The organism is Humibacter sp. RRB41 (assembly GCF_022761015.1).
Lineage (GTDB): Bacteria > Actinomycetota > Actinomycetes > Actinomycetales > Microbacteriaceae > Humibacter.
In genome coordinates this window covers 230364-253656 of the sequence record NZ_JAKWJQ010000005.1, presented here as the reverse complement: position 1 = coordinate 253656, position 23293 = coordinate 230364, and the positions used below count along the sequence as shown (strand labels likewise).

26 protein-coding genes are annotated in these 23293 nt (G+C 66.3%); 22 read left to right on the top strand and 4 right to left on the bottom strand.

The annotated features are described in order from the left end of the window. Positions 1–90: 90 nt before the first annotated feature. The 6 genes from MJ603_RS14855 (at position 91) to MJ603_RS14830 (ending at position 7222) form a co-directional block, all read left to right on the top strand. Positions 91–1050, top strand: a complete 960-nt coding sequence (locus MJ603_RS14855) for a phytoene/squalene synthase family protein (protein WP_243064520.1) — start codon at positions 91–93, stop codon at positions 1048–1050. Further along, positions 1050–2747, top strand: coding sequence for a phytoene desaturase family protein (crtI, locus tag MJ603_RS14850; protein WP_243064519.1), 1698 nt, complete (start codon positions 1050–1052; stop codon positions 2745–2747). Before MJ603_RS14855 ends, crtI begins: the two co-directional genes overlap by 1 nt. After that, a complete protein-coding gene (locus MJ603_RS14845; RefSeq protein ID WP_243064518.1) occupies positions 2747–3106 on the top strand; it encodes a lycopene cyclase domain-containing protein in 360 nt (119 codons plus the stop codon). Before crtI ends, MJ603_RS14845 begins: the two co-directional genes overlap by 1 nt. Next, entirely contained in the window at positions 3103–3525 is a 423-nt protein-coding gene (locus MJ603_RS14840; protein WP_243064517.1) for a lycopene cyclase domain-containing protein, read from the top strand. The genes MJ603_RS14845 and MJ603_RS14840 overlap by 4 nt, the downstream gene beginning before the upstream one ends. After that, the gene (locus tag MJ603_RS14835; protein ID WP_243064516.1) at positions 3522–4415 is read left to right on the top strand and encodes a prenyltransferase; all 894 of its coding nucleotides are present in this window, start codon (positions 3522–3524) and stop codon (positions 4413–4415) included. Before MJ603_RS14840 ends, MJ603_RS14835 begins: the two co-directional genes overlap by 4 nt. Positions 4416–5446: 1031 nt before the next feature. Continuing rightward, entirely contained in the window at positions 5447–7222 is a 1776-nt protein-coding gene (locus MJ603_RS14830; RefSeq protein ID WP_243064515.1) for a molybdopterin-dependent oxidoreductase, read from the top strand. Positions 7223–7710: 488 nt separating this feature from the next. On the opposite strand, the gene MJ603_RS14825 is transcribed toward MJ603_RS14830, so the two are convergent. Next, the gene (locus MJ603_RS14825; RefSeq protein ID WP_243064514.1) at positions 7711–8370 is read right to left on the bottom strand and encodes a response regulator transcription factor; all 660 of its coding nucleotides are present in this window, start codon (positions 8368–8370) and stop codon (positions 7711–7713) included. Positions 8371–8444: 74 nt separating this feature from the next. On the opposite strand from MJ603_RS14825, the gene MJ603_RS14820 reads away from it, so the two are divergent. The 4 genes from MJ603_RS14820 to MJ603_RS14805 all read left to right on the top strand — a co-directional run bounded on the left by MJ603_RS14820 (position 8445) and on the right by MJ603_RS14805 (position 10664). Beyond that, positions 8445–8765 carry an ATP-dependent DNA ligase gene (locus tag MJ603_RS14820; RefSeq protein ID WP_243064513.1) on the top strand — a complete coding sequence of 107 codons (321 nt, stop codon included), beginning with the start codon at positions 8445–8447 and terminating at the stop codon, positions 8763–8765. 252 nt (positions 8766–9017) lie between these two features. Then, positions 9018–9704: a hypothetical protein gene (locus MJ603_RS14815; protein ID WP_243064512.1), complete on the top strand. Its 687-nt coding sequence runs from the start codon at positions 9018–9020 to the stop codon at positions 9702–9704. Between the two features lie 204 nt (positions 9705–9908). Continuing rightward, a complete protein-coding gene (locus tag MJ603_RS14810; RefSeq protein ID WP_243064511.1) occupies positions 9909–10403 on the top strand; it encodes a hypothetical protein in 495 nt (164 codons plus the stop codon). Positions 10404–10505: 102 nt separating this feature from the next. Beyond that, positions 10506–10664, top strand: coding sequence for a hypothetical protein (locus MJ603_RS14805; RefSeq protein ID WP_243064510.1), 159 nt, complete (start codon positions 10506–10508; stop codon positions 10662–10664). A 54-nt stretch (positions 10665–10718) separates the two neighbouring features. On the opposite strand, the gene MJ603_RS14800 is transcribed toward MJ603_RS14805, so the two are convergent. Together MJ603_RS14800 and MJ603_RS14795 are read right to left on the bottom strand one after the other, a co-directional pair. After that, entirely contained in the window at positions 10719–10979 is a 261-nt protein-coding gene (locus MJ603_RS14800; protein ID WP_243064509.1) for a Rho termination factor, read from the bottom strand. Positions 10980–11233: 254 nt separating this feature from the next. Next, positions 11234–12805 (bottom strand): molybdopterin-dependent oxidoreductase, encoded by a 1572-nt coding sequence (locus tag MJ603_RS14795; protein ID WP_243064508.1) that lies wholly within the window; start codon positions 12803–12805, stop codon positions 11234–11236. Between the two features lie 55 nt (positions 12806–12860). Between MJ603_RS14795 and MJ603_RS14790 the strand changes: the two genes are divergently transcribed. The 8 genes from MJ603_RS14790 to moaA all read left to right on the top strand — a co-directional run bounded on the left by MJ603_RS14790 (position 12861) and on the right by moaA (position 18498). After that, positions 12861–13124: a MoaD/ThiS family protein gene (locus MJ603_RS14790; RefSeq protein ID WP_243064507.1), complete on the top strand. Its 264-nt coding sequence runs from the start codon at positions 12861–12863 to the stop codon at positions 13122–13124. 39 nt (positions 13125–13163) lie between these two features. Then, entirely contained in the window at positions 13164–13679 is a 516-nt protein-coding gene (gene moaC / locus MJ603_RS14785) for a cyclic pyranopterin monophosphate synthase MoaC (RefSeq protein ID WP_243064506.1), read from the top strand. Next, a complete protein-coding gene (locus MJ603_RS14780) occupies positions 13676–14191 on the top strand; it encodes a MogA/MoaB family molybdenum cofactor biosynthesis protein (RefSeq protein ID WP_308220605.1) in 516 nt (171 codons plus the stop codon). The genes moaC and MJ603_RS14780 overlap by 4 nt, the downstream gene beginning before the upstream one ends. Positions 14192–14238: 47 nt before the next feature. Beyond that, the gene (locus MJ603_RS14775; RefSeq protein WP_243064505.1) at positions 14239–14646 is read left to right on the top strand and encodes a molybdopterin-binding protein; all 408 of its coding nucleotides are present in this window, start codon (positions 14239–14241) and stop codon (positions 14644–14646) included. Continuing rightward, positions 14643–15518, top strand: coding sequence for a molybdate ABC transporter substrate-binding protein (modA, locus tag MJ603_RS14770; protein WP_243064504.1), 876 nt, complete (start codon positions 14643–14645; stop codon positions 15516–15518). The genes MJ603_RS14775 and modA overlap by 4 nt, the downstream gene beginning before the upstream one ends. Then, on the top strand, positions 15515–16300 hold the full coding sequence (locus MJ603_RS14765) for an ABC transporter permease (RefSeq protein ID WP_243064503.1): 786 nt from the start codon (positions 15515–15517) through the stop codon (positions 16298–16300). The genes modA and MJ603_RS14765 overlap by 4 nt, the downstream gene beginning before the upstream one ends. Continuing rightward, positions 16297–17409 carry a sulfate/molybdate ABC transporter ATP-binding protein gene (locus MJ603_RS14760; RefSeq protein WP_243064502.1) on the top strand — a complete coding sequence of 371 codons (1113 nt, stop codon included), beginning with the start codon at positions 16297–16299 and terminating at the stop codon, positions 17407–17409. Before MJ603_RS14765 ends, MJ603_RS14760 begins: the two co-directional genes overlap by 4 nt. 69 nt (positions 17410–17478) lie before the next feature. Beyond that, the gene (moaA, locus tag MJ603_RS14755; protein ID WP_374230941.1) at positions 17479–18498 is read left to right on the top strand and encodes a GTP 3',8-cyclase MoaA; all 1020 of its coding nucleotides are present in this window, start codon (positions 17479–17481) and stop codon (positions 18496–18498) included. A gap of 7 nt (positions 18499–18505) precedes the next feature. On the opposite strand, the gene MJ603_RS14750 is transcribed toward moaA, so the two are convergent. Beyond that, on the bottom strand, positions 18506–20179 hold the full coding sequence (locus MJ603_RS14750; protein ID WP_243064500.1) for a ThiF family adenylyltransferase: 1674 nt from the start codon (positions 20177–20179) through the stop codon (positions 18506–18508). 100 nt (positions 20180–20279) lie between these two features. On the opposite strand from MJ603_RS14750, the gene glp reads away from it, so the two are divergent. From glp to MJ603_RS14730, 4 genes are all read left to right on the top strand, one after another. Then, positions 20280–21614 carry a gephyrin-like molybdotransferase Glp gene (gene glp / locus MJ603_RS14745; protein WP_243064499.1) on the top strand — a complete coding sequence of 445 codons (1335 nt, stop codon included), beginning with the start codon at positions 20280–20282 and terminating at the stop codon, positions 21612–21614. A gap of 91 nt (positions 21615–21705) precedes the next feature. Next, positions 21706–22299, top strand: coding sequence for a molybdopterin-dependent oxidoreductase (locus tag MJ603_RS14740; RefSeq protein WP_243064498.1), 594 nt, complete (start codon positions 21706–21708; stop codon positions 22297–22299). Next, positions 22296–23036 (top strand): ferredoxin reductase, encoded by a 741-nt coding sequence (locus tag MJ603_RS14735; RefSeq protein ID WP_308220604.1) that lies wholly within the window; start codon positions 22296–22298, stop codon positions 23034–23036. The genes MJ603_RS14740 and MJ603_RS14735 overlap by 4 nt, the downstream gene beginning before the upstream one ends. After that, positions 23036–23290, top strand: a complete 255-nt coding sequence (locus MJ603_RS14730) for a DUF6510 family protein (RefSeq protein ID WP_243064497.1) — start codon at positions 23036–23038, stop codon at positions 23288–23290. Before MJ603_RS14735 ends, MJ603_RS14730 begins: the two co-directional genes overlap by 1 nt. The last annotated feature ends 3 nt before the right edge of the window (positions 23291–23293 follow it).

Sequence of the window (23293 nt, the reverse complement as noted above, 5' to 3'; positions counted from 1 at the left end):
GGATTTCCGGCCCCGAAGCGGCGCGACAACGTCACCCGTTCTCACACCGCCCGTGCGCGGCCCGCAGACTCATCACGGTACGCAGAGGCCTTGCAGCCCGCGAGGTCTTCGCATTCACCACATCCCGGCCGTGCAGACACGCCAGTTCCCACCCGCGCCAATCACACCAAGAGCGCACTGGCGCTCTACACGGAGACCGCGGAGCACAGCGCAGCTCAGGTCATCAAGGAATACTCCACCTCGTTCGGTGCCACGACACGACTGCTCTCGCCCGCGTACCGCACCGGGGTGACCTCCATCTACGCCCTTGTGCGAATCGCCGATGAGATCGTCGATGGCGTCGCGGCGCAGGCCGGGCTCGCTCCCCAGGCGCAACGCGCTGCGCTCGACGAACTGGAGAAAGAGACCGAGCATGCAATGGCGACCGGGTTCAGCGCCAACCTCGTGGTGCATGCGTTCGCCCACACTGCCCGGCGGGCTGGCATCCGTCACGACCTCACCGCACCGTTCTTCCAGTCCATGCGAGAAGATGTCGACAAGACCGGCTACGACGCCGACGATCTGAACGCCTACATCTACGGCTCGGCCGAAGTCGTCGGCCTGATGTGCCTCCGGGTCTTCCTCACCGACTCGACCAGCGGCCGAAGGCACGACCCGCAGACGCGCGCGCGGCTGACCGAAGGAGCAAGACGACTCGGCGCGGCATTCCAAAAGGTCAACTTTCTGCGGGACCTGGCCGACGATCTCGACACCAGGGGTCGGGATTACTTCGATCTACGCGATGCCTTCACCGAGGAGACGAAATCATCGCTGGTGAACGAGATCGCCGACGACCTCGCTGCAGCCGCGACCGTAATCCCCGAACTTCCGCGGGGATGCCGCGCCGCGGTGACCGCAGCGCACGATCTCTTCGCCGAACTCAACGATCAACTCCGCGCAATGGCGGCCGACGACATCTTGCAGCAGAGGGTCCGCGTGCCGAACCGACGCAAGGCGGGCATCCTCGCCCTGGCGGTAATGCGGCGCCGACCTCGTGAAGCCCGCGCCTGATGCCGTCAGACGAGACGCAACATGATGGCTCGGGCACCGCCTCGGCCGGACACCGCAGGCGCACTGTGATCATTGGAGCGGGCATCGCCGGACTCGCCACCGCCGCGCTCTTGGCCAGGGAGGGCGACGCCGTGACCGTCCTTGAAACCTCCGACACGGTCGGCGGCCGCGTCGGCACCTGGCAGAGTGATGGATTCCGGTTCGACACCGGTCCGTCATGGTACCTGATGCCCGAGGTGTTCGAGCATTTCTATCGCATGCTCGGCACGGACGTGGCGCACGAGCTGCAACTGGTCACCCTCGACCCCGGGTACCGGCTTTACTTCGAGCCCGACACCGCTGGCGATTCGGCGACCATGGACATCCCGGCCGGTCGCGAGAGGGTGCGAGCGCTCTTCGAACGCACCGAGCCTGGCGCCGGTGCCCGATTGGATGCCTACCTGGATTCCGCAGCGGACGCGTACCGGCTCTCGCTCCAGCGGTTCCTCTACACATCGTTCGAATCCAAACGCGAACTGTTCTCGCGCGAACTCCTGATTCGACTTCCCCACCTGAGCAAGTTGCTCTCGACCAGTCTCGAACGATACATCGCTGCCTCCTTCCATGATCCACGGCTACGCCAGGTGCTCGGATATCCAGCAGTCTTCCTGGGCTCCTCGCCGTCGAAGACGCCCGCGCTCTATCACCTGATGAGCCACCTCGATCTGGACGCAGGCGTGCTGTATCCGCGCGGCGGTTTCCGCCTCATCATCGACGGCATGGAACGGCTGGCCCGAGAAGCAGGGGTCGAGATCCTCACTGGAGCCCACGCCACCGCCATCCTCACGGATCCGCCGACCACCCGGTCGGGCCCGACCAAGCGTTCCGCTCGCCGTCGGCACCGGGCAGCGGTGCGGGGCGTTGCCTACCAGAGCGGCGGCACCGATCACACAGTTGACGCCGACGTCGTTGTCAGCGCGGCAGACTTGCACCACACCGAGACGACGTTGCTGCCACCGAACCTGCAGTCGTATCCGCAGAAGTGGTGGAAGCATCGCACGCCGGGTCCCGGCGCGGTACTCGTGTTACTGGGGGTGCAAGGAGCCCTGCCAGAGCTCGCCCATCACACCCTGTTCTTCACGCGGGACTGGCACGCGAACTTCGGCGCGATCTTCGATGCACCGGCATCGATCCCGGACCCCGCCTCGATCTACGTCTGCAGACCGAGCGCAACCGATGACAGCGTCGCCCCCGCCGGCGAGGAGAACCTGTTCGTGCTGGTTCCGGTTCCGGCGGATCCCACGATCGGTCACGGAGGTGTCGCGGGGACCGGAAGCGAACTTGTGGAACGCACGGCGGATACTGCGATCGCCCAGATCGCCATCTGGGCCGGCATCCCCGACCTGGCCGAACGAGTGGTGGTACGCCGCACGATCGGCCCCGCAGACTTCGCCGACGACCTCAACGCCTGGGGCGGAACGGCGCTCGGCCCGGCACATACTCTGCGGCAGAGTGCGTTCCTGCGCGGCAGCAACGCGTCCCGCCGGGTTGCTGGCCTCTACTTCGCCGGCGGCTCCACCCTTCCGGGCATCGGACTACCGATGTGCCTGATCAGCGCCGAACTCGTCGTCAAGCGCCTGCGCGGCGACCGCACCGCCGGGCCCCTCCCAGAGCCACGCCTCGAAGTCGACATCGCCTCCGGGCTGGAGAGCGTGTGATGGCGTACCTGTACCTGGGGTCATTGTTGGTGGCGTCGGGATGCCTGTGCCTGATCGACGCCCGTTGGCGTCTCTTCTTCTGGCGGGCGCCTGCGCGCGCCGCAATGGTGACGGTACTGGCAGCGTGGTTTCTTCTCATCTGGGACCTCGCCGGAATCGGGCTCGGGATTTTCCTGAGAGGGAGCTCACCGTGGATGACCGGCATCGACCTGGCGCCACAACTGCCGCTTGAAGAACCCGTGTTCCTGCTCTTCCTCGTCTACATCGTGGCGATCATCGGCTTCGGCACCCGACGGATGCTAGACGCCCTGGCACTCCGCGTGCCGGCAGAGTCCCTCTCCCCCGGTGGCGACGAATGACATATCTGACTTTATGCATCGCGTTCCTCGCCGTCTCGTTGCTGATCGCCGCGTGGGCACTGACCCGAGCCGGTCGTCTCCGCAGCACAGCGGATCACATCGCCGCCCCGGGCGAGCGCCGCGCCGAGCGAGCCAGGCTTCTGCGGCGCTGGCTGCCGGTCGCCGCGGTCGGGTTCCTCTCCGTCGCCGTCTTGACGGCAGTCTTCGATTCGTTGCTGATCGTGACCGACATCATCCGCTACGACAGCACCCTGATCTCCGGCATCAGGATCGGGCTGGCACCGATCGAGGACTTCTCCTATCCGCTGGCCGCCGCGATGCTCGTGCCGTCGCTGTGGTCGTTGCTCACCCCCACTGCTTCGCGGGTCGACCGAGCCAACACGTTCCCCGAGCAACAACAGACGGGTGCCGGAAGATGAGCGCGGTCGCGACCACTCCCGGCATCACCCGACGGCTCCTGCTGGCCTCCCGCCCGGTCAGCTGGATCAACACCGCCTTCCCGTTCGCCGCCGCCTACCTGATGACCACGCGGCACATCGACGCGGAGCTCATCATCGGCACCATCTTCTTCCTCGTGCCTTACAACCTCGCCATGTACGGCATCAACGACGTCTTCGACTTCGAATCCGATGCCGCCAACCCGCGCAAGGGGGGGATCGAAGGCGCCCTCCTCGATCAACGCCTGCACCGAAGCACCATCGTGACGGCCGTCGCCGTCTGCCTGCCGTTCGTGATCGCCCTGGTTGTCCTCGGCACTCCTCTCTCCTGGATCGTGCTCGCTGTCAGCCTTTTCGCCGTCGCCGCCTACTCTGTGCCGGGACTACGGTTCAAGGAGGTGCCGTTCCTCGACTCGGCGACCTCGAGCACCCACTTCACCTCGCCAGCCGCCTACGGCCTGATCCTGGCCGGAGCGCACTTCACCCCGCAGCTGATCTGCATCCTCGTCGCGTTCTTCTTATGGGGTATCGCCTCACACGCCTTCGGCGCCGTGCAAGACATCGAACCCGACCGAGCAGGGCGCATCGCGTCCATCGCCACCGTGATGGGCGGAGCGTGGACCGTGCGCTTCTCGATCGGCAGCTGGACGTGCGCCGGCATCCTCATGTTCTTCACCCCTTGGCCTGGCCCCATCGCAGCCGTGCTCGTCGTGCCGTACATCGCACTCGCCACGCCCTTCGCCAAGATCACCGACGAGGATTCCGGCCGGGCGAATCGCGGATGGCGGCGATTCATCTGGGTGAACTACGCCTGCGGATTCCTCGCCACCCTCCTACTCATCGCGTACGCACTGGAAGGAACAGCACCATGACGAGGGCCCGCACGCTGACACAAGTGCGCGGAAGGTGCGTAACAAACGCCTCGCCGACGCATGCCACTGGTGGGCCTTCAACGCGATCACCAGGTCGCCCGGTGCCAGAGCGCACTACGACAGACGTCGCGCTTCGGGCGACTACCACAACGCCGCCCTCCAGAACCTCGCGAACAAGCTGATCGGCCGCCTCTGGTGGTGTCTCGTCCACGATCAGCCCTGGGACGAAAACACCGCCTGGCCGAGCGCCGATACAGCCCAGAACTCCGCGCCGCTTGACAACTCACTCACGTGGGATGTCTATGTCGCAACCTGGTCCGGGCTCGCCTACGTCGCCTTCGTCACCGACGTCATCTCACGCCGGATCGTGCGCTGGAACGTCGCCGCCACGTTGAAGGCCGAGATCCTGCCGTTGCAGGCGCTGGACATGGCCGCCTGGGACGCCGGCGGAGACCTGGCAGGGCTGACCCATCACTCCGACCACGGCTCGAACGGCGGCTTCAAGGAGCCAGCGCAACACCTTCTTTCGGAGGTAGATACGACGGTGTCTTGGGACGATCGGTGCATCGCCTACTCGATGCTCCTCGAGGGTGCGTCAGCGCAGGAAACAGCGCGGCACTTCCGCGTTAACACAGGAGCGGTTGTCGAGTGGGCAAGGCTTGCCGGCATGGTGATTCGTATGGGAGCCGGGGTGGCTTCAAACCCGTCACGACCTCGGAGAGTGTTCCCGATGACCGGATCTTCATCGAGATGGCGATCAATAGGGTGCCCGCCTGGTCGATGCGAGGGATCGCCCGCCATCTTGGAGCGTCGGCATCAACGGTGTCCAGGGAGGGTCGGGCGCCATCAGGTGGAGACGGGCCGTGGCCGCAGGCCGTCACGGGAGTCGAGGTATCACGCCGGTGTCGCCCATCATCACTCGATGCAGTCGCGCCGGAGAAGCCGGCCAAGCAAACTCGATGCGGGCCGCCATTTACGGGCATGCGAGCCAGTGACGGGCCTGCATGCCGAAGGGTGGCTAGGGTTCAAATATGAAGGCGAACGCCGGACGCGGTCCTGCGGATGACATTGGTGCGGGTGGCTCGACGAAGAGTTTTCGGCAGGAGCTCGATGCCCGGAGGTTTACGGTCGTCGATGAGGACTGGGCGGGTGGGGTGCCGGCGCAGTACGGGGTCGCGCCGCGCGTCCGGATTGGCCGCAGCAGGTGGTTCAATCTGCTCTGGCTGGTCCCGATCGGCTTCGCGCTGGCTTTGATCTTGATCGCGGTCGCTCAGGGGCTGCGTCAAATGCCTGAGATCGAGGCGTTCATCAAAACGTATCCGGGTAAGTCGGAGTTGCCGGCGAACGCACCGGTGGGCTTCCCGGCATGGCTGGCCTGGCAACACTTCCTCAACTTGTTCTTCATGATCTTCATCATCCGTGCCGGCGTGACGATCCTTGCCGATCACCCGCGTCTGTACTGGACTAGGCACTCGACCCCCGGCAAGGACTGGTTCCGCATCCAGAAGCCGGTGCCATCCGACCCGCTGTACACGGCGAAGCAGGACTCGATCACCCTTCCCAACGGCGTCGGGCTGCCGGGAAGGCGACATTCGATCGGTCTCGCCCGGTGGTGGCACCTTGGGGTGGATACCCTGTGGCTGGCCAACGGCATCGTGTTCTACGTCCTGCTGTTCACCACGGGTCAGTGGATGCGCCTAGTACCGCTGCACTGGGACGTGATTCCGAACGCGATCGCGGTGGCAATTCAGTACGCGTCGCTGAATTGGCCGCTGGAGGCCGGGTGGACCGACTACAACAGCCTGCAGCTGATCGCCTATTTCGTGACGGTGTTCATCGCCGCACCGCTCGCCTTGATCACTGGGCTTGGTATGTCCCCTGCACTCTCGACCAGGTTCCGGCGCATCAGTTCGGTCTTCAGCATCCAGGTCGCCCGGTCGTTGCACTTCCTCGTGCTGTGCTGGTTCATCTTCTTCATCGTGGTCCACGTCACCCTCGTCCTCACCACTGGGGTGCTGCGCAACCTTAACCACATGTTCGCTGCCCGCAATGATGACTCCTGGGTCGGCTTCTGGATCTTTGCAGCGGCCATGATCGTGCTCATCGCCTGTTGGGTGGCGGCGACGCCCTTCACCTACCGGCACCCACGCATCGTGCAGCGTGTGGGGTTCGCCCTGATCGGACCGGCGCAGCGGCTTTTCGAACACGTCGATTCCAAGCCGGGGCAGTACACCGATAAAGACATCTCCCGGTACTTCTGGCACAACGGCAACTATCCAGACATGGAGGATTTCAGCAAACTTCAGGCGAACGACTTCGCCTCCTACCGGCTGAGGATCAGCGGACTCGTAGAGAATCCGGTCACCCTGACCTTGGCCGATCTGCGCGCACTGCCTTACCACGAGCAGATTACTCAGCACTTCTGTATTCAGGGTTGGTCCGGGGTGGCGAAGTGGGGTGGGGTGTCGATGCAGACGATCCTCGACCTCGTCAAACCAAAACCAGAAGCCAAATGGGTTGTCTTCTACTCGTACGCGCTCGGCCCGGAAGGTGGCCTCTACTACGACGCGCAGGCGATCGAACAGATGAGCTACAAGCTCACAATGCTCGCATATGACATGAACGGGGAACCCGTCTCCTTCGGACATGGTGCCCCGCTACGGTTGCGCAACGAGACCCAGCTAGGTTTCAAGATGGTCAAATGGATCAAGGGCATCGAGTTCGTCGAGCACTTCTCCGAAGTCGGAGGCGGCCTTGGCGGATATAACAACGACCACGAATTCTTTGGATATCGCCAGTCCATCTAGCGTTCTGATTCGTTAGTGCGTTTCATTAGCCGACCGAATCCTCACATCCATCGGACGACTATTACAGCGAATTGACGAATCATGACCCTAGTGCGTCACGCAATGCGGCGGGTGGCTGCTCCGTAAACACCTCTGGGTTGGACCTCGACCGTTTATCGTTCGTCTTACGGGACGCCAGCACCAAGCCGTCGCTCCCAAGCGGGGGTCTCGCCGATCGCGCGCGCCGTCCTCGCGCCCAGCGTGCACAGTCACGCACCGAGGTGGGGCCAAATGTGGCCGTCACGGTGGGGCCATTTCAGGTTGACGTAGCCAGAAGTCCGAGGTCCTTCGCGTAGTGCCGAAGATCCGTCAGTGTCCACTCCTCGTACGGCTGTGATTCGCCGCCCTTGCGACTAACGTGTGTCCGGCCACGACACCCACTGCTTTCTTCGCGCGCTCTGCAGAGAAGCGAGACCCGGGTCGTGCGAACGGCGGCGCTGCCCGAGGGCTCAGGCTCTGCTGCCCGGATCCGGTTCAGGATGCGTGACGCGCGTGTGGTCGGGACGGAAACCGTGCTCGATTCCCCAGAGCACCGCCTTGGTGCGACTGTCGACAGCGATACGGCGATAGGCGCTGCGAATGTAGGTCTTGACCGAGTTGATCGACAGATGAGCCATTTCGGCGACCTCGTCGTTGGAGAGGCCCTGAGTGATCAACGCGAGAACTTCGGCCTCTCGTTGCGTGAGGCCCTCGTCGCGCCCCGGCCAATCACCGGCCACGATGGTTGCGGTCGAGGCTGTCGCATAGATCTCCTCCACACCCTCATGGATCCCCTCGAGGGCTGCAGTGAGCTCTCTCGCGGACACCCCTTTGGAGATGTATCCAGCGGCTCCGTTGGCCAGAGCGGCGTGCACCAGATCGTCATCGGTGTTCCACGAGTACACGACGACCTTCGCGACCAAGGGGTTGGATGCCAGCGACTTCACGCGATCCCGGTCTCCCTGGGGCGATGCGAACGTGTCATAGAGAGCGACATCGACGGAATTGCCCACCTGCCGATTGAGGTCCAGCTCGACGACTTCGATGCGGTCGCTGTAGGCGTGAAGCATGGAGGCGAGACCGCGGACGACGACCTCGTAGTCGTTGATGAGCGCAACGCTGATCACCATTCCTCCAGCATACGGAGGTACGTTCCACCCCTAGGGGTGAAGATTCCACCCCGCCTCTGGCCTACGGTTGCGGCATGGGAACGCTGATCCACGCGCCGGTGCAAATGGAAATGGATGACCGGATTCTGGTCCACCTCGAAACGGTGATCGTGAACAAGTTCCGCCGAGCGGAGCCGTTCCTCCTCACATGGTTGGAGAGCGGCAGCGCAGAGCAAGGCCGACGATCCCTCTGGCTCAGTCCCAGGCATCCCATCTTCTTCTCGTACGCCGGCTCTGGTGCTCCGGCTCTGGACGGAGAATGGCTGATACGGCTGCAGTCAGCGGCGAACACGCCGCGTGGGCTCGTCGTGCTGGGAGACGACGGCCAGCCCGCTGAGGTGCGTACGCGCATCTGAACGCCGACAACATGCCGCCTGTCAAGGGGTTATCTCAACGAGATGGCACGAATAGCCTGTCGTCATCCGGTAGGCACCGTACTTCAGCGGATTCGATCTCAGTTCGGGGGTGGGATCGGTCCCAAGGGAGGCGGGCCGAACACATCAGACGCCGGCGCGCGGGGCTCAATGTCGGGTTGAGCCCCGCAGTTCTCTGTTCGATGTCAGCGGCGCGGTTGCCGGTTCTCAGCGCCGACCACCAAGGATGTGCAGATGGATCGTGAGGAGAGAACCGCGCGGCCGGAACATCGCTGGCCCGTCGTGTTCGCCGTGCTCGTCGCACTGGCGCTGTATACCTTTCTGCCGAGTGGACTCTTCGAGGTTCAGCGGTATGTGGTCGTCGCCATCGGGGTGCTTCTGCTGATCCCGCTGATCATCTTCAACCCGCACCACTACACGAAAGAGACGCGCCTGTCGCGGCTTTGCGAGGTAGGACTCGCGCTCCTCATCGTCGCAGCGAACCAGGTCACGCTCGTGCTGCTGATTGTCCAGCTCGCTCACAAGTCGAATCAGGGCGGAACGCTCCTGCTCGCGTCGTTGCAGGTATGGGTCACCAACGTGATCGCGTTCGCCCTGTTGTATTGGTGCTTGGACCGCGGTGGCCCCGTCGCCCGTGCGGCGCGGCCGCGAGGCGATCTGCAGCGAGCGGATTTCCGTTTTCCGCAGGATGAAGACCATGACACGGTGATCGAGGTCGCCGCTGGATCATCGGCGAAGAGCGATTGGGTTGCTACCTTCGTCGACTACCTCTATTTCTCCCTGACCAACGCGATGGCGTTCAGCCCGACAGACACGATGCCGCTCACCACGCGAGCCAAAGCCTTGATGGCGCTGGAATCCTTCACAGGCTTCATCATGCTGGCTCTCGTTATCGCCCGCGCCGTAGCCCAGTTCGGCTGAACCTGATCCTGTCGGAGCACCGATCACGATCGACTCGCGAATGCAACCCGGTGCGTTCTCAGCGCGGTCCGGGTTACCAAGGATCGACACGCGTCATCCTCATCGTGGCGGCGGCCGCGGTGGACTTCGCCATCGGGGTGACGTGCTCGCAGCAAAGATGAATCATTCACCTCGAGAACCACGAACGACAGAAAAGGAGACGTCATGACCTCCAGTGGCGACATCAACGAGACTCCGCACCCTACGACGACGCACTCCTCCTGGGGCGCGGGGCATCCACGCCTCTTGGTGTCCGGGCAGGATGAACGATTCGAGTTCGATCTGATCAGGGACATCGTCACGATCGGAAGCGGACCGGATGTCCTACTCGAACTTGCCGGCACCAGGCCACTGCACGCCGAGGTGCGTCATAACGTCGATGACGAATACGTTCTGGTCCTGCACGGAGATGCGGAGACTCCGATCGAGCCGGCGCCCATGAGTGCGACGGGAGATGACGGAGCGGTGGTCCTTCGCACGGGGTCCGGATTCACACTCGGCGAGTGGTCGCTGGTCTTTCAGCGCGATGAATACGCGGACCACGGGAGGCCGTATGGCGGAAGAGAGGGTGGCGAGAACGACGTGCAGCGCGAGCAGCCACCACGCCCTGACTATTCCCCGCCGCAGGGCCATCGTCAAGGCGGGCCGAGCGCGGAGTAGGGGTCGACCCGGCCGTGGCCGAACTGGCAGAAGACGCGGATGTGTCGAAGCGAATCGCCGAAGGTGGGAGCGCGACCGAGGCACGCGCGTATGGTCGGGCTCATGTTGATTTTCGTGATCGTCCTTCTCGTGATCTGGGCGATCCTCGCCGTCGTCGGCTTCGCCATAAAGGGCCTCGTCTGGCTGGCGATCATCGGGATCATCCTGTTCCTCGCCACCCTGATCATCGGAATCATCCGCCAGGCCGCCCGCAAGAAGTGACGGTCCATCAGGATTGCCGCGCAACGGGGCGGCAGCGCTGTCGACGGGGTGGGATCAGTGGTCGCGCAGCATGCGGACGACCTCGGCCTTGCTCTTGTGCGAGTATCCGTGGAGTCCGAGATCCTTCGCCCGTTGCCGCAGGTCCGTCACCGTCCATTCGTCGTAGGGCTGCGACTCGCCGCCCTTGCGACTGACTCGTGTTCGACCTTGTTTCGCTGCAGAGTTCGAGATGCGGGCGGCTTTCTCTTCGGATGCGCCATCCTTACGCAGCTCGTCGTACAGCTTGGGATCCTTCAAACTCGGTCGACGTGGCATCGTCGCGCACCCCTTAGATCGTCTCCCCACTTGGAGTTGATCACCGTACGCGTACCCCGTTGTCACCGGAACGGGTTGACGTCAGGAAGTCCGCAAGCTACCCGCGTCAGGGCCGGCAACCCCGCGAGACCGGCTCGTAGGGCCGAGACCGCTTGTCAGCGCAGACGGCGACCTTCCGAAAACGCCGGAATTCCGCGGGACTGTCGCCTTATGTCGGCTTATGTGGAGATGTTCGGACGCGCATCCGGTTGCTGTCACCGAACTTCGACGTCGACCGTGTGCCATCCGCTGGCGCCGTTCGGCGCGGGCGGTGCGACCACGGAGGTCTGCGTAGAGCCGTCCGAGTTCGTCGCGCGCACCTGAAGCGTGTGCTTGCCGCTGACGGCATGCCACTCCCACACCCACTGCCGCCAGGTGTCCACCGACACCGTGTCGGCCAGGCGAGCGTGCTGCCACGGGCCATTGTCGACTCGTACCTCGACGGATCGGATGCCCGTGTGCTGATCCCAGGCGACTCCAGCCACCGCGTAGCGCCCGGCGGTGATGGACGCACCCTCCCGCGGACGATCGATACGAGAAGCGGTCTTGATCGGACCCTTGACCGACCAGCCCTTGTCGGTCCAATAGCCCTGAGCCCTATCGAAGCGGGTCACTGTGAGCTCGGTGAGCCACTTCGTCGCCGACACGTACCCGTAGAGGCCGGGCACGACCATCCGCACAGGGAATCCGTGCTCGAGCGGCAGCGGCGAGCCGTTCATGCCGACCGCGATGAGCGCGTCCGTGCCGATATCCGTCAGCACATCGAGTGGAGTGCCGGCGGTGAAGCCGTCGACACTGCGAGAGAGCACCATGTCGGCGGATGCCTTCGGCCGCGTCTTGGCCAGCAGTTTGCGCACCGGATACCCGAGCCAGGTGGCGTTCCCCACCAGGTCGCCACCGACCTCATTGGAGACGCAGGCCAGCGTGATGGTGTGCTCCTCCAGCGGCAGCGCCAGCAGCTGCGCGAAGGTGAGCGTCAGCGGTTCGCCGACCATGCCACTGATCGTCAGCTTCCACGCGTCCGGATCGATCGCCGGAATCTGCAACGCGGTGTCGATGCGGTAGAAGTCGCTGTTCGGCGTGACATAAGCGGCGAGTCCGCTCAGACGCAGATCGCTGCCCGGGGGAATCGCGGGTGCCGGCTTCACCGGAGCGGGGAGTCGCACGGATGCTCGAGCAGAGGCGATCGCGACGCTTCCGGCGTTGATCGAGCGCGCGATCACCCCAGCGACCACGGCGACCGCGCCGACGCCGATACTGAAGGCGAGAAACGACCGTCGGGTGGAAGCGCCACTGCCCGGCAGGCGCGACGGCTGCGACGCGCGCATCCAGACCCGCAGGCGGTCGATCGTCATCACAAGCACGTACACGCCAACCAACGTGCCCGCCACCGTGGGGAGCAGCCACCAGTACGTCGCATCCGCGCGCGTCATCACTGCGACAAGCGCAATCAGTCCGATCGCGCCGATCAGGATCGCGCCGAACGGGCGCCTGACCAGTTCCAGGATGCCTGCCGCGCCCGCCAGTGCAACCACGACGAGTCCGAGGCACACGAAGAGCACGATCTTGTCTCCGGTGCCGAAGAGCGAGATGACCCAGTCCTTGAACCAGGGCGGTGTGAGGTCGATCACCCACGAGCCGACCGCGAACAGCGGAGAGGATGCCGCACCCACGAACGCAGCCGCGATCTCGGAGACCGCCCAGCCGGCCACCGCGGCGATGAGTCCGCCGGCTGCCGCTGTGACGTACAGGGCGCGCCCGCGTGGTGCGGGGGCGACGGTCGACATGAGCCACAGCATAGGTCGGCGACCCGATAGATGACCCGTGGGCGAGAATGGGCCAATGGCATCAGGATCAGAGCGCACGAACGTGATCGTGCGCTACTTCGCTGCAGCGGCCGACGCCGCCGGCCGCGAGGAAGAGTCGCTCGCGTTCGACCCGCCAACGGTGGGCGCGTTGCGTGACCTGCTGATCGGGCGATACGGCGAGGCGATGGGGCGGGTGCTCGCATCCGGTTCGTTCCTCGTCGACGGAGTCGCCACTCGCGACGCCACGCGGACCGTGCAGGCGCGCGTCGACGTGTTGCCACCGTTCGCCGGCGGCTGAGGCACTCACGCCGTGCCGCACTCGGAGCAGGATGGAGAGATGACGACTTCTTCCGACGGACGGCTGCCACTCACGCACGTGCGAGAGGACGGTTCCTCGCACATGGTCGACGTGGGCGAGAAGCCGGTCACCGCTCGCCGGGCGCGCGCTGAAGCGACCGTGATCACCCGGCCGGATGTGGTGGCCAGCGTTTTCGACGGCTCCCTTCCGAAGGGAGAGGCCATCGGAACCGCTCGGATCGCGGGCATCATGGCTGCGAAGCAGACGTCGAGCCTCATCCCGCTCTGTCATCCCCTTGCCTTGACGAACGTCGACGTCGAACTGGTGGCCGCCGCTGACCGGGTGCTGATCTCCGCATCGACCGCGACGACGGCGCAGACCGGTGTGGAGATGGAAGCCCTCACGGCGGCGAGCGTGGCCGCTCTGACCCTGTACGACATGATCAAGGCCGTCGACCGGGAGGCGGTCATCACGGGCATCCGTGTGGTGGAGAAGAGTGGCGGCAGAAGCGGCGACTGGAGCCGCAACGCGACGACCCAAGACGACGGCCGATGATGGCCACCGTTCGCCGTGCCGTCGTCATCGTCGCGTCGACCACTGCCGCGGCCGGGACGGCACAGGATGCCACGGGCCCGGTGATCGTGCGCTGGCTCGCCGAGCGTGGCTGGACGACCACCGGGCCCGTCGTGGTCGCCGACGGTGCGCCGGTCGTGGCGGCACTGAACGCCGCGATTCGGGACGACGCGACGTTGGTGATCACGACCGGAGGCACGGGGCTCGCGCCGGATGACGCGACGCCGGAGGCGACACGTGCGGTCATCGACCGCGAGGTGCCCGGCATCGCCGAGGAACTGCGCAGGAAAGGCTCGGAGCACACGCCGCTTGCGCTGCTCTCGCGCGGGATCGCCGGAGTCGCCGCCCGCACGCTGATCGTGAATCTTCCCGGGTCCTCGGGAGGCGTGCGCGACGGCCTGGTCGTGCTCGACGGCGTGCTCGACCACGCCGTCACGGTGATCGCCGGCGCTGCTCGCCATGGCGAACGAACCAGCACTGACTCGAATGCGTAACAAATAGGACGTATTGAACCGCTGATGCGGCACTAACGTCGTAATCCATGACGTACTACCGCATCAGTGAGGCGGCCGAGCTACTCGCGGTCAGCGACGACACGGTTCGTCGCTGGATCCGTGACGGACTCGTCGTGGGAGGCACGGACGACGCCGGCAGGCAGGTGATCGACGGACCGGAACTGGCCAGGTATGCGACCGAGATCGCACGAGCTCCGGCAGACACCACCGAGGTGCTGCGCAGCGCTCGAAACCACTTCGCCGGCATTGTGACCAAGGTCGTCAGCGACCCGGTGATGTCTCAGGTGGAACTGCAGTGCGGCACTGCACGAGTGGTGTCCCTGATGTCAACCGAGGCCGTCCGCGATCTGCGGCTCGAGGTCGGTTCCCGCGCCGTGGCCGTCGTCAAGGCGACGATGGTCGTCGTCGAAGCAGCGAAAGAGGAGAACGGATGAATCGCACGACCCCGCCGATCGGCTCGACCCGATCAGTCGGACAGCGTCTCGAGCGCACTGGACGGCGCAGGATGCTGATGGCTCCGACCCTGCTGGTCGCCGCCGTGGTCGCGCTGGCCGGATGCTCCGGGCAAACCGCGGGGGCCGCATCCGCTTCGCCCGCGGCATCCGGCGCCAGCGCGAAAGACACCCTGAAGGGCGAGCTCACTGTCTACGCAGCCGCGTCTTTGACGGCGTCGTTCAACGATCTTGCCGCGAGGTTTCACACCGCCCACCCGAACGTCACCGTGAAACCGATCGACTACGACGGCTCGCAGATCCTCGCGACGCAGATCGTGCAGGGCGCTCCCGCCGACGTCTTCGCCTCGGCCGATCAGAAGACGATGGCCACGGTGCAGAAGGCCGGGCTCGCGGCATCCGCGCCGAAGGTCTTCGCGACGAACACGCTCGAGATCGCCGTGCAACCCGGCAATCCGAAGAAGATCCGCACCCTTTCGCAACTGGCGGCGTCGGGAATCCAGACCGTTCTGTGCGCACCGGCCGTTCCGTGCGGTGCAGCCGCGCAGACGCTGCTGACGGCGGATGGCGTGAAACTCACCCCCGTGAGCGAGGAGCAGAACGTCACCGCGGTCATCACGAAGGTGTCGACTGATGCGGCGGATGCCGGGCTGGTCTACGTGACAGACGTCAGGGCCGCGAAGGGAAGCGTCGACGGGGTGACGATCCCCGACGCCGACAAGGCGATCAACAAGTATCCGATCGCCGCCGTGAAGAACGCGCCGGACGCCGCTGTCGCCAAGGCCTTCGTCTCATACGTGCTCTCCTCCGCCGGTCAGAAGGTGCTGCACTCGTACGGATTCGGAGCCCCGTGAGCGGTCCGCGCTGGCTGATCGCGCCCGCCGTGTTGGGGCTGGCGCTGATCGTGCTGCCGCTGATCGCACTGATCGCCAAGCTGGACTGGACGTCTGTTCCGGCCGCGATCCTCTCCCCCGAGGCCCTGTCCGCGTTGACTCTGTCGCTGATCACCGCGGCGGCAGCGACGGTGGTCTGCATCGTCCTCGGTGTGCCGCTCGCTCTGCTCATCGCGCGAACGACGTCACGGGCGGCCGGCGTGCTGCGTGCCGTCGTGACCCTTCCCCTCGTACTGCCGCCGTTGGTCGGAGGCATCGCGCTGCTGTTCCTGCTCGGCCGCACCGGGCTGGTCGGTGCATCGCTCGACGCCGTGGGCGTGCGGATCCCGTTCACCACAGGAGCCGTCGTCATCGCACAGTCGTTCGTGGCGATGCCGTTCCTCGTGATCGCGGTCGAGGGGGCGTTCCGCACGGCAGGTGTGAGGTACGAGCAGGTGGCGGCGACATTGGGGGCCTCGCGGTGGACGACGTTCCGCCGCGTCACCCTGCCGCTCGTCGGCCCGAGCCTGGTGGCGGGGATCGTGCTCTGCTTCGCCCGAGCGCTCGGCGAGTTCGGCGCCACGGCACTGTTCGCCGGCAACCAGGAGGGCGTCACACGCACGATGCCGCTGGCCATCTACACGGCGTTCAACGGCGGCGGCATCGGACAGGACACCGCCATCGCTCTCTCACTGCTGCTGGTCGTCGTCGCGGTGCTCGTGCTGCTCGCGATGCGGAGCTGGCGAGAGGACGTCGGCCTGTGAGCACGCCGCTGACGGACGTCGGTTCACGCCTGGTCGTCGACGTGCTGGCACGACGCGGCGCCTTCGTGCTCGACGTCGCACTGGAGATTCCGGCCGGACGTGTTCTGGCTGTACTCGGTCCGAACGGATCCGGAAAGTCGACGCTGCTCGACGTCGTGGTCGGGCGTCTGCAGCCGGAACGCGGTGACGTGCGCATCGGCGAGCGCACGCTGTGCGACGCGGCGTCGGGCGTCTCTGTGCCGCCTGAGCACCGCAGAGTGGGACTGCTCAATCAAGCACCGTCGCTGTTCCCGCACCTGTCCGCGCTCGAGAACGTCGCCTTCGGTCCTCGTGCGTCGGGATCATCACGTCACGACGCCCGCGCCCGAGCAGCCCAGCTCCTTGATGCAGTCGGGCTGCTCGGCTACGAGGACCGCCGCCCGGCGAAGCTGTCCGGCGGCCAGCAGCAACGCGTCGCCCTCGCCCGCGCACTGGCCGCCCAACCGGATGTGCTGCTGCTCGACGAGCCCTTCTCCGCGCTCGACGTGACCACCGCCGCAGACATGCGGATGCTCACGGCCGAGACTCTGCACGGTACCTCCACTACCGCGGTGATCGTCACACATGACGTGGTCGACGCACTGTCACTCGCCGACGACTGCGTCGTACTCGACTCCGGGCGCGTCGTAGACGGCGGCAGGATCGGCCGAGTGCTCGGGATGCCCCGATCCCCGTTCGTGGCGGCGCTGGCGGGGATGAACTTTCTCACCGGCACCCTCCTCGGCGACGGCCTGCTGAGGACAGACGACGGGCGGATGCTTCGAGCCCGTGATTCAGAGTCGGTGCGCGCGGGCGAGCGCGCCTTCGCGGCGTTCGCACCGTCATCCGTCGGCATCGCCCGCGACGACAGGCATCTGCCGGAGGGCGAATCCCGACTGGACGCCGTTGTCGACCAGTGGGAACGGGGCGTGGGCGGCGTGCACGTTCGTCTCGTCGGAGCGCTGAGCGCGGACATGAACCCTGCCGAATTCGCGGCGCTCGGGCTGAGGCGAGGAGAGCCGGTCGTGCTGCACGTTCCCGCGGCCGCCGTCTCCGTGTACCCGGCCGACGGAGGCGCACCGACGCGGTGACGAACCGAGACCTCCGCGTCGGCGGTCGCGGCGTCGGAAGGTTACGGTGAACGCATGGGCGCAGAACGCATCGGCGATCGCATCGGCGATCTGCGCGGTCGCGCGCTCCGCGATCTGCGCATCTCGCTGACCGATCGCTGCAACCTGCGTTGCGTGTATTGCATGCCTCGCGAGATCTTCGGCCCAGACCACGTCTTCCTGCCGCGTGAACGCCTCCTCACGTTCGACCAGATCGAGCGCGTCGCCCGCGTCGCAGTCGGCGGCGGAGTGACGAAGTTGCGCCTGACCGGCGGCGAACCTCTGCTCCGTCCCGGCATCACCGATCTCGTCTCGAGGCTGAGCCGTTTGCGTCGTCCTGACGGTGGCGCCGTCGACCTTGCGCTCACGACGAACGGAACCGCACTCGCGCGTCTTGCCGCACCCCTCCGAGATGCGGGGCTCGATCGAGTGACGGTGTCGCTCGACAGCCTCGACGACGAAGGCTTCGGACGGATCAGCGATACCAGGATGCCGCTGGGTCGGGTTCTCGACGGCATCCGCGCGGCTCAGGCGGCGGGCCTGCCCGTCAAGGTCAACACCGTCGTACGGCGGGGCCTCAACGACGGGGAGATCGAGTCGATCGCCGAGCACTTCCGCGGTACAGGAGCCGTCGTGCGCTTCATCGAGTACATGGACGTGGGAACGACGAACGGGTGGCGGCTCGACGATGTGGTCCCGTCGGCGGAGGTCGTCGAACGAATCAGGCGACGACATCGGCTCGTTCCGGTGGCGGAGCGCGGGAGCGCCACCGCATCGCGGTTCCGCTATGCGGACGGCTCAGGCGAGATCGGCGTCATCTCCAGCGTCACGGAGGCGTTCTGCGGCTCCTGCACCCGTGCACGGCTGTCGGCCGACGGCCACCTGTTCACGTGTCTCTTCGCGTCGGACGGCGTCGATCTGGGGCCGGCAGCGGCCGAGAGCGACGACACCGTCGCCGAGGTTCTGTTCGGCGCGTGGCGCAGGCGCGACGACCGCTACTCCGAGCTCCGCGGTGCGGAGACCGGCGACCATGATCGCGCCCGGGTCGAGATGTCCTTCATCGGGGGCTGACGGCGGTTCACCCGAGGCCGACACCTGCTGAGGCCGGACCCGCGCTCCCGTGATCGAGACCGACCCATTCGGACGCTCCGTCGTCGAATCGCTGGCGCTTCCAGATCGGCACCCCCGCCTTGATCTCGTCGACGAGGGTCGCACAAGCGGCGAACGCCTCCGCACGGTGAGCGGACGCGACGGCAGCGATCAGCGCCACGTCACCCACGACGAGATCGCCGACCCGATGAGCCGCCGCCACACGCAACCCGGTCGCATCCGCGACACGCCGGCAGCACTCGTGCAGGAACCGCTCAGCGTCGGGATGCGCCGAATACTCCAACGCCCTCACCCGCCGGCCGGAGTCGTGGTCGCGCACCACCCCGAGGAACACGACGATCGCGCCATCTGAGGCCGTACCCACGGCATCCCGCACCGCTGCCTCGTCGAGCGGCTCCGCTGTGATCGTCGCAAGGATGACCGGATCGACGTTCGCGACGTTCGCGACGTTCGCGACGTTCGCGGCGAGTGCAGCGTCGAGGGCGAGGATGCCGCCCTCCAAGGACAGCAGACCGGGTGCCCCCGCCTCGGCGAGTGCCAGCACGGCACGACGGGATCGCGCGCCGATGGTGCACACAACCACCACGCCGGAACCGTTCAGCTGCGCCGCCGCGAGGCGCGCCGCATGTTCGGACAGCCGCGGCGACCGTGGGTCGAGCTCATCCATCGGCATGATCAATGCGTCGACGAGGGGCCGCAGCGCGCGTTCCTCGTGGGTGCGCACGTCGACGAGCACGGGCGGATGCTCCGCGCCGAGCTGGGACAGCAGGGACTCGGCCGTGACGGTGGCGACGGCATCCGCTCGTGCGCCGGACGTTCCGCCCGTGGCATCCACGTCGTCGTGCAGCCCCGTGACCGGCGGTGCATCCGGGCTGCGGTCGAATGAGATCTCGCGCACGCGTGCGGTCCGCGCGTCGTACGAGAGCATGCGACCGACGAGCGGAGCGCCGACGCCCACGATGAGCTTCACGACCTCCGCGACGACGAGCCCACCGATGACGGCGCAGACCGATGGGAGCACGCCGCCGATGGCGCAGTCGAGCACGTCTTCGGGTTCGGGTGGCACGGGGAAGAGATCGCGGTAGGTCGGACCGGTCGGCCATGACACCCCGACCTGCCCGTCATAGCGCAACACGGCTCCCCAGACGAGTGGGACCGAGGCGAGCACGGCCGCGTCCGAACAGAGGTATCGGGTCGAGAAATTGTCGCTGCCGTCGATCACGATGTCGTAGTCGCGCAGTAGACGCTCGGCATTACCGGCGTCGAACATCAGTTCGTTGGCGATGAAGCGCACGCCGGGATCGATCGCCGCGACTGCCTCCGCCAGCGATTCGACCTTGGGTCTGCCGATGTCCGTCACGCCGTGGGCGGTCTGCCGGTGCAGGTTGGACAACTCGACACGATCGGGATCCACTACGCCGATGGTGCCGACTCCCGTAGCAGCCAGCGCTGGGACGATCGCACTGCCGAGGCCGCCGGCTCCGATCACCAGTACGCGCGCCGTCGCCAGCTTGCGCTGGGCGTCCGTGCCGAAGCCGGGCAGGGCGATCTGCCTGCTGTAGCGCTCCCGTGCCTCGGGTGTCAGGTCGTCGTCGACGAGGTATGAGGCGTTGCCCTCGCGCGCTCGATCGTGCGGGACCATGGCTCGCCTCCTGCTGGTTCGTGGCGTTCCACGATCCTATGAGGCTGGACCGGGAACCGCCGTGCCTCCGTTCCCGCTTCAGCACGCTTACCGTTGTGTCATGACCGCCTCCGAACAGCGTGACGCCGAGCAGCTCACCGTCGAGGAGTGGCAGGAGCTGGTGCTGGCGGCGTTCGAGCCCTCAGCATCGGAGACGGTGCCGCTCGCCGAAGCCCTGGGACGCACGATCTCCGCGGACGTGCGCACGCGGCATCCGGTTCCGCTCTTCGACAACTCCTCCATGGACGGCTACGCCGTGCGGTATGCGGACCTGCAGACTGCGACTGCGGAGCATCCGATCGAACTGACCGTGGTCGCTGACGTGCCGGCTGGATCGGGCTCCGACCCCGACCTGCCGGCAGGCTCGGCCGTGCGGGTGATGACGGGGGCGCCTGTCCCCTCCCAAGCGGATGCCGTCGTGCCGGTCGAAGACACCGTCGAGCATCGCGAGGCCGGGCGCTGGGTGACACCGATGGATGCCGCACCCACGGTGCACGTCACGGTCCCGCCGTTGCCGGGACGGTTCATCCGCCGCACGGGTGAGGATGCTCCGGCCGGCGCTGTCGTGCTTGCTGCCGGAAGCGTTCTGACGCCACGCGCCCTTGCCTCCGTGGCGGCGGCCGGTTTCGGGGAGATACCGGTGGCCAGACGACCGCGCGTCGCCATCGTCTCGACGGGGAGCGAACTCGTCGACCCCGGCCAGGTGCCGGCACGGGGGATGATCCCCGACTCGAACACGGCTCTGCTCGCTGCGCTCGTCGTCGAGGCGGGCGGTGCGGTGACGCATCGCTCCGTGGTGGGCGACGACCCGGAACCGCTGCTCGACCTGCTCGACGCGTTCGACGCGTTCGACGCGCGCGACGTCGACGTGGTCGTGCTTTCAGGTGGGGTCAGCGCCGGCGCGTTCGACGTGGTGAAGGAGGCTCTGTCCGGCACAGTCTCCGGCGACAACCTTCGTCGAGGCGCCGGCGGCCGCTCTGTGAGGTTCGCACGCCTGGCGATGCAACCCGGCAAGCCCCAAGGGTTCGGAGTCCTCGGCCCCGGCATCCGTGCATTCTGTCTTCCCGGCAACCCGGTGAGCGCGGCGGTGTCGTTCGAGCTGTTCATCAAGCCGGCACTGGCGAGGATGCTCGGCCGTCTGGTCACTCTGCCCACGGTGCTCGAGGGCGTTGCCGCAGTCGGCTGGTCGTCGCCTGCTGGCAGGCGACAGTACATCCCGGTCGTCGTGCAGCCCGGCAACACGTTCAATGCCATCCGCGTTCGGCCGTCGGCGGCCGGTGGATCCGGCTCGCATCTCGTGGCGAGCCTGGCCGCTGCCGATGGTGTGGCCGTCGTTCCCGAGAGAGTCGTCGAGGTGCGGCCGGGAGATGACGTCGGTGTCATCCTCTTCGCCTGACCGGCGCCTCGGTGTTCCGCAGCGGCGGCGGCTCGGCGATACTGAGACCGGCGACGCTCACCGGCATTCACACGGAAAGGCGGGACGGCAGATGGCTCTCATCACTCGCGGATTCGGCAGCAAGACTCACGGGCGCGACACCCGTCTCCCGCCAGGTCAGACTCAGGTCGACGACTGGCCGGTGCTCACGGCCGGCGCAACACCCGAGATTGCGCAGGAGATCTGGGAGTTCACGGTCGGGACGGAAGACGGCAAGACCGTGCGTTGGGACTGGGACTCTTTCCGCGCGCTCGGACTCGAGGACTTCACCGTCGACATCCACTGCGTCACGCACTGGTCGAGACTCGGGATGCCGTGGCGCGGCGTGTCTCTGGACCGCGTCTTCGAGCACGTGGAGACCTCGTACGATTTCGTGATGGCCCACAGCTACGGCGGCTACACCACCAACGTGCCGCTGGAGGAATTGCTCGACGGACAGGCTTGGATCGCGTTCGAAGCAGATGGGGAGCCGCTCGAGGCGGAGCACGGCGGCCCCGCTCGTCTCGTCGTTCCCCACCTGTACTTCTGGAAGAGCGCGAAGTGGGTGCAGGGACTGGAGATGATCGCCCAGGATGAGCCCGGATTCTGGGAAGAGCGCGGCTACAGCCTGCATGGCGATCCCTGGACCGAAGAGCGCTATTCGTGATCGCCCACGCGGCGTGGCACGTCGCCACGGTGTCCGCGACCCATCCCGAGACACCGAGTGCCCGGCGGATCGTCCTCGACATTCCCGATTGGCCCGGCAACCTGGCCGGACAGCACGTCGACGTCCGTCTGACCGCGGAGGACGGCTATCAGGCCAGCCGCTCGTACTCGATCGCATCGTCGGGAGACGCGCCGTCCATCGAGCTCGCCGTCGACCGGGTCGCGTCCGGCGAGGTGTCACCGTATCTCGTAGACGACCTGATGGTCGGCGACCAGCTCGAGGTGAGGGGGCCCCTGGGGGGCTGGTTCGTGTGGAGGCCGGATCCCGCGCACAGACCCGTCCAACTCATTGCCGGCGGCTCGGGCGTGGTCCCGATCGCCGCGATCGTGCGGGCACATCGAGCGGCGCTGGACGTCACGCCCTTGCGCCTGCTCTACGCCGTGCGCACGCCCGACGACGTCTTCTTCCGCTCCGAGCTCGACCGGGAGGCAGCCGATCCCGGGCCAACAGCCGTGCACGTCGACTACGTGTTCTCCAGGCGCGCCCCCGATGGTGCACCGAGGCCCGCAGGACGGCTCACGCGCGAACTGCTCGGCGAGCTCGTGCTGCCGCCCCAGCAGAATCCGCTCGTCTTCGTGTGCGGATCGACCCCGTTCGTCGAGCGCGTGCTCGGCTGGCTGAAAGAACTCGGACACGAAGTCGACGACGTGCGAGCCGAGCGGTTCGGAGGTGCCTGATGCAGAAGCTCGACGGTAATGTGCTGGCCGGCCCGTTGTCCGAGGTGATGACAGGGGACGCCACCTCGGCTCACGCCCGGTGCGTTCACTGCGGCGACGTGGCCGTCATCGCGCAAGCGGTGGTCTACGCCGACGGCAGCAGATTCGTGGCGCGGTGTCGCCGGTGCGACAGCGTGCTGCTCACCATCGTCGAAGCCGGCGACGATGTGCGGCTCACGATGACAGGCGTCACCGCGTTCACCATGCCGGTCTGAACC

Excerpts from the sequence above, each read along its gene's own strand:
- crtI (WP_243064519.1), top strand. The coding sequence starts at position 1,050 with ATGCCGTCAGACGAGACGCAACATGATGGCTCGGGCACCGCCTCGGCC.
- MJ603_RS14845 (WP_243064518.1), top strand. The coding sequence starts at position 2,747 with ATGGCGTACCTGTACCTGGGGTCATTGTTGGTGGCGTCGGGATGCCTG.
- MJ603_RS14840 (WP_243064517.1), top strand. The coding sequence starts at position 3,103 with ATGACATATCTGACTTTATGCATCGCGTTCCTCGCCGTCTCGTTGCTG.
- MJ603_RS14835 (WP_243064516.1), top strand. The coding sequence starts at position 3,522 with ATGAGCGCGGTCGCGACCACTCCCGGCATCACCCGACGGCTCCTGCTG.
- MJ603_RS14830 (WP_243064515.1), top strand. The coding sequence starts at position 5,447 with ATGAAGGCGAACGCCGGACGCGGTCCTGCGGATGACATTGGTGCGGGT.
- MJ603_RS14825 (WP_243064514.1), bottom strand. The coding sequence starts at position 8,370 with ATGGTGATCAGCGTTGCGCTCATCAACGACTACGAGGTCGTCGTCCGC.
- MJ603_RS14820 (WP_243064513.1), top strand. The coding sequence starts at position 8,445 with ATGGGAACGCTGATCCACGCGCCGGTGCAAATGGAAATGGATGACCGG.
- MJ603_RS14815 (WP_243064512.1), top strand. The coding sequence starts at position 9,018 with ATGGATCGTGAGGAGAGAACCGCGCGGCCGGAACATCGCTGGCCCGTC.
- MJ603_RS14810 (WP_243064511.1), top strand. The coding sequence starts at position 9,909 with ATGACCTCCAGTGGCGACATCAACGAGACTCCGCACCCTACGACGACG.
- MJ603_RS14805 (WP_243064510.1), top strand. The coding sequence starts at position 10,506 with ATGTTGATTTTCGTGATCGTCCTTCTCGTGATCTGGGCGATCCTCGCC.
- MJ603_RS14800 (WP_243064509.1), bottom strand. The coding sequence starts at position 10,979 with ATGCCACGTCGACCGAGTTTGAAGGATCCCAAGCTGTACGACGAGCTG.
- MJ603_RS14795 (WP_243064508.1), bottom strand. The coding sequence starts at position 12,805 with ATGTCGACCGTCGCCCCCGCACCACGCGGGCGCGCCCTGTACGTCACA.
- MJ603_RS14790 (WP_243064507.1), top strand. The coding sequence starts at position 12,861 with ATGGCATCAGGATCAGAGCGCACGAACGTGATCGTGCGCTACTTCGCT.
- moaC (WP_243064506.1), top strand. The coding sequence starts at position 13,164 with ATGACGACTTCTTCCGACGGACGGCTGCCACTCACGCACGTGCGAGAG.
- MJ603_RS14780 (WP_308220605.1), top strand. The coding sequence starts at position 13,676 with ATGATGGCCACCGTTCGCCGTGCCGTCGTCATCGTCGCGTCGACCACT.
- MJ603_RS14775 (WP_243064505.1), top strand. The coding sequence starts at position 14,239 with ATGACGTACTACCGCATCAGTGAGGCGGCCGAGCTACTCGCGGTCAGC.
- modA (WP_243064504.1), top strand. The coding sequence starts at position 14,643 with ATGAATCGCACGACCCCGCCGATCGGCTCGACCCGATCAGTCGGACAG.
- MJ603_RS14750 (WP_243064500.1), bottom strand. The coding sequence starts at position 20,179 with ATGGTCCCGCACGATCGAGCGCGCGAGGGCAACGCCTCATACCTCGTC.
- glp (WP_243064499.1), top strand. The coding sequence starts at position 20,280 with ATGACCGCCTCCGAACAGCGTGACGCCGAGCAGCTCACCGTCGAGGAG.
- MJ603_RS14740 (WP_243064498.1), top strand. The coding sequence starts at position 21,706 with ATGGCTCTCATCACTCGCGGATTCGGCAGCAAGACTCACGGGCGCGAC.
- MJ603_RS14730 (WP_243064497.1), top strand. The coding sequence starts at position 23,036 with ATGCAGAAGCTCGACGGTAATGTGCTGGCCGGCCCGTTGTCCGAGGTG.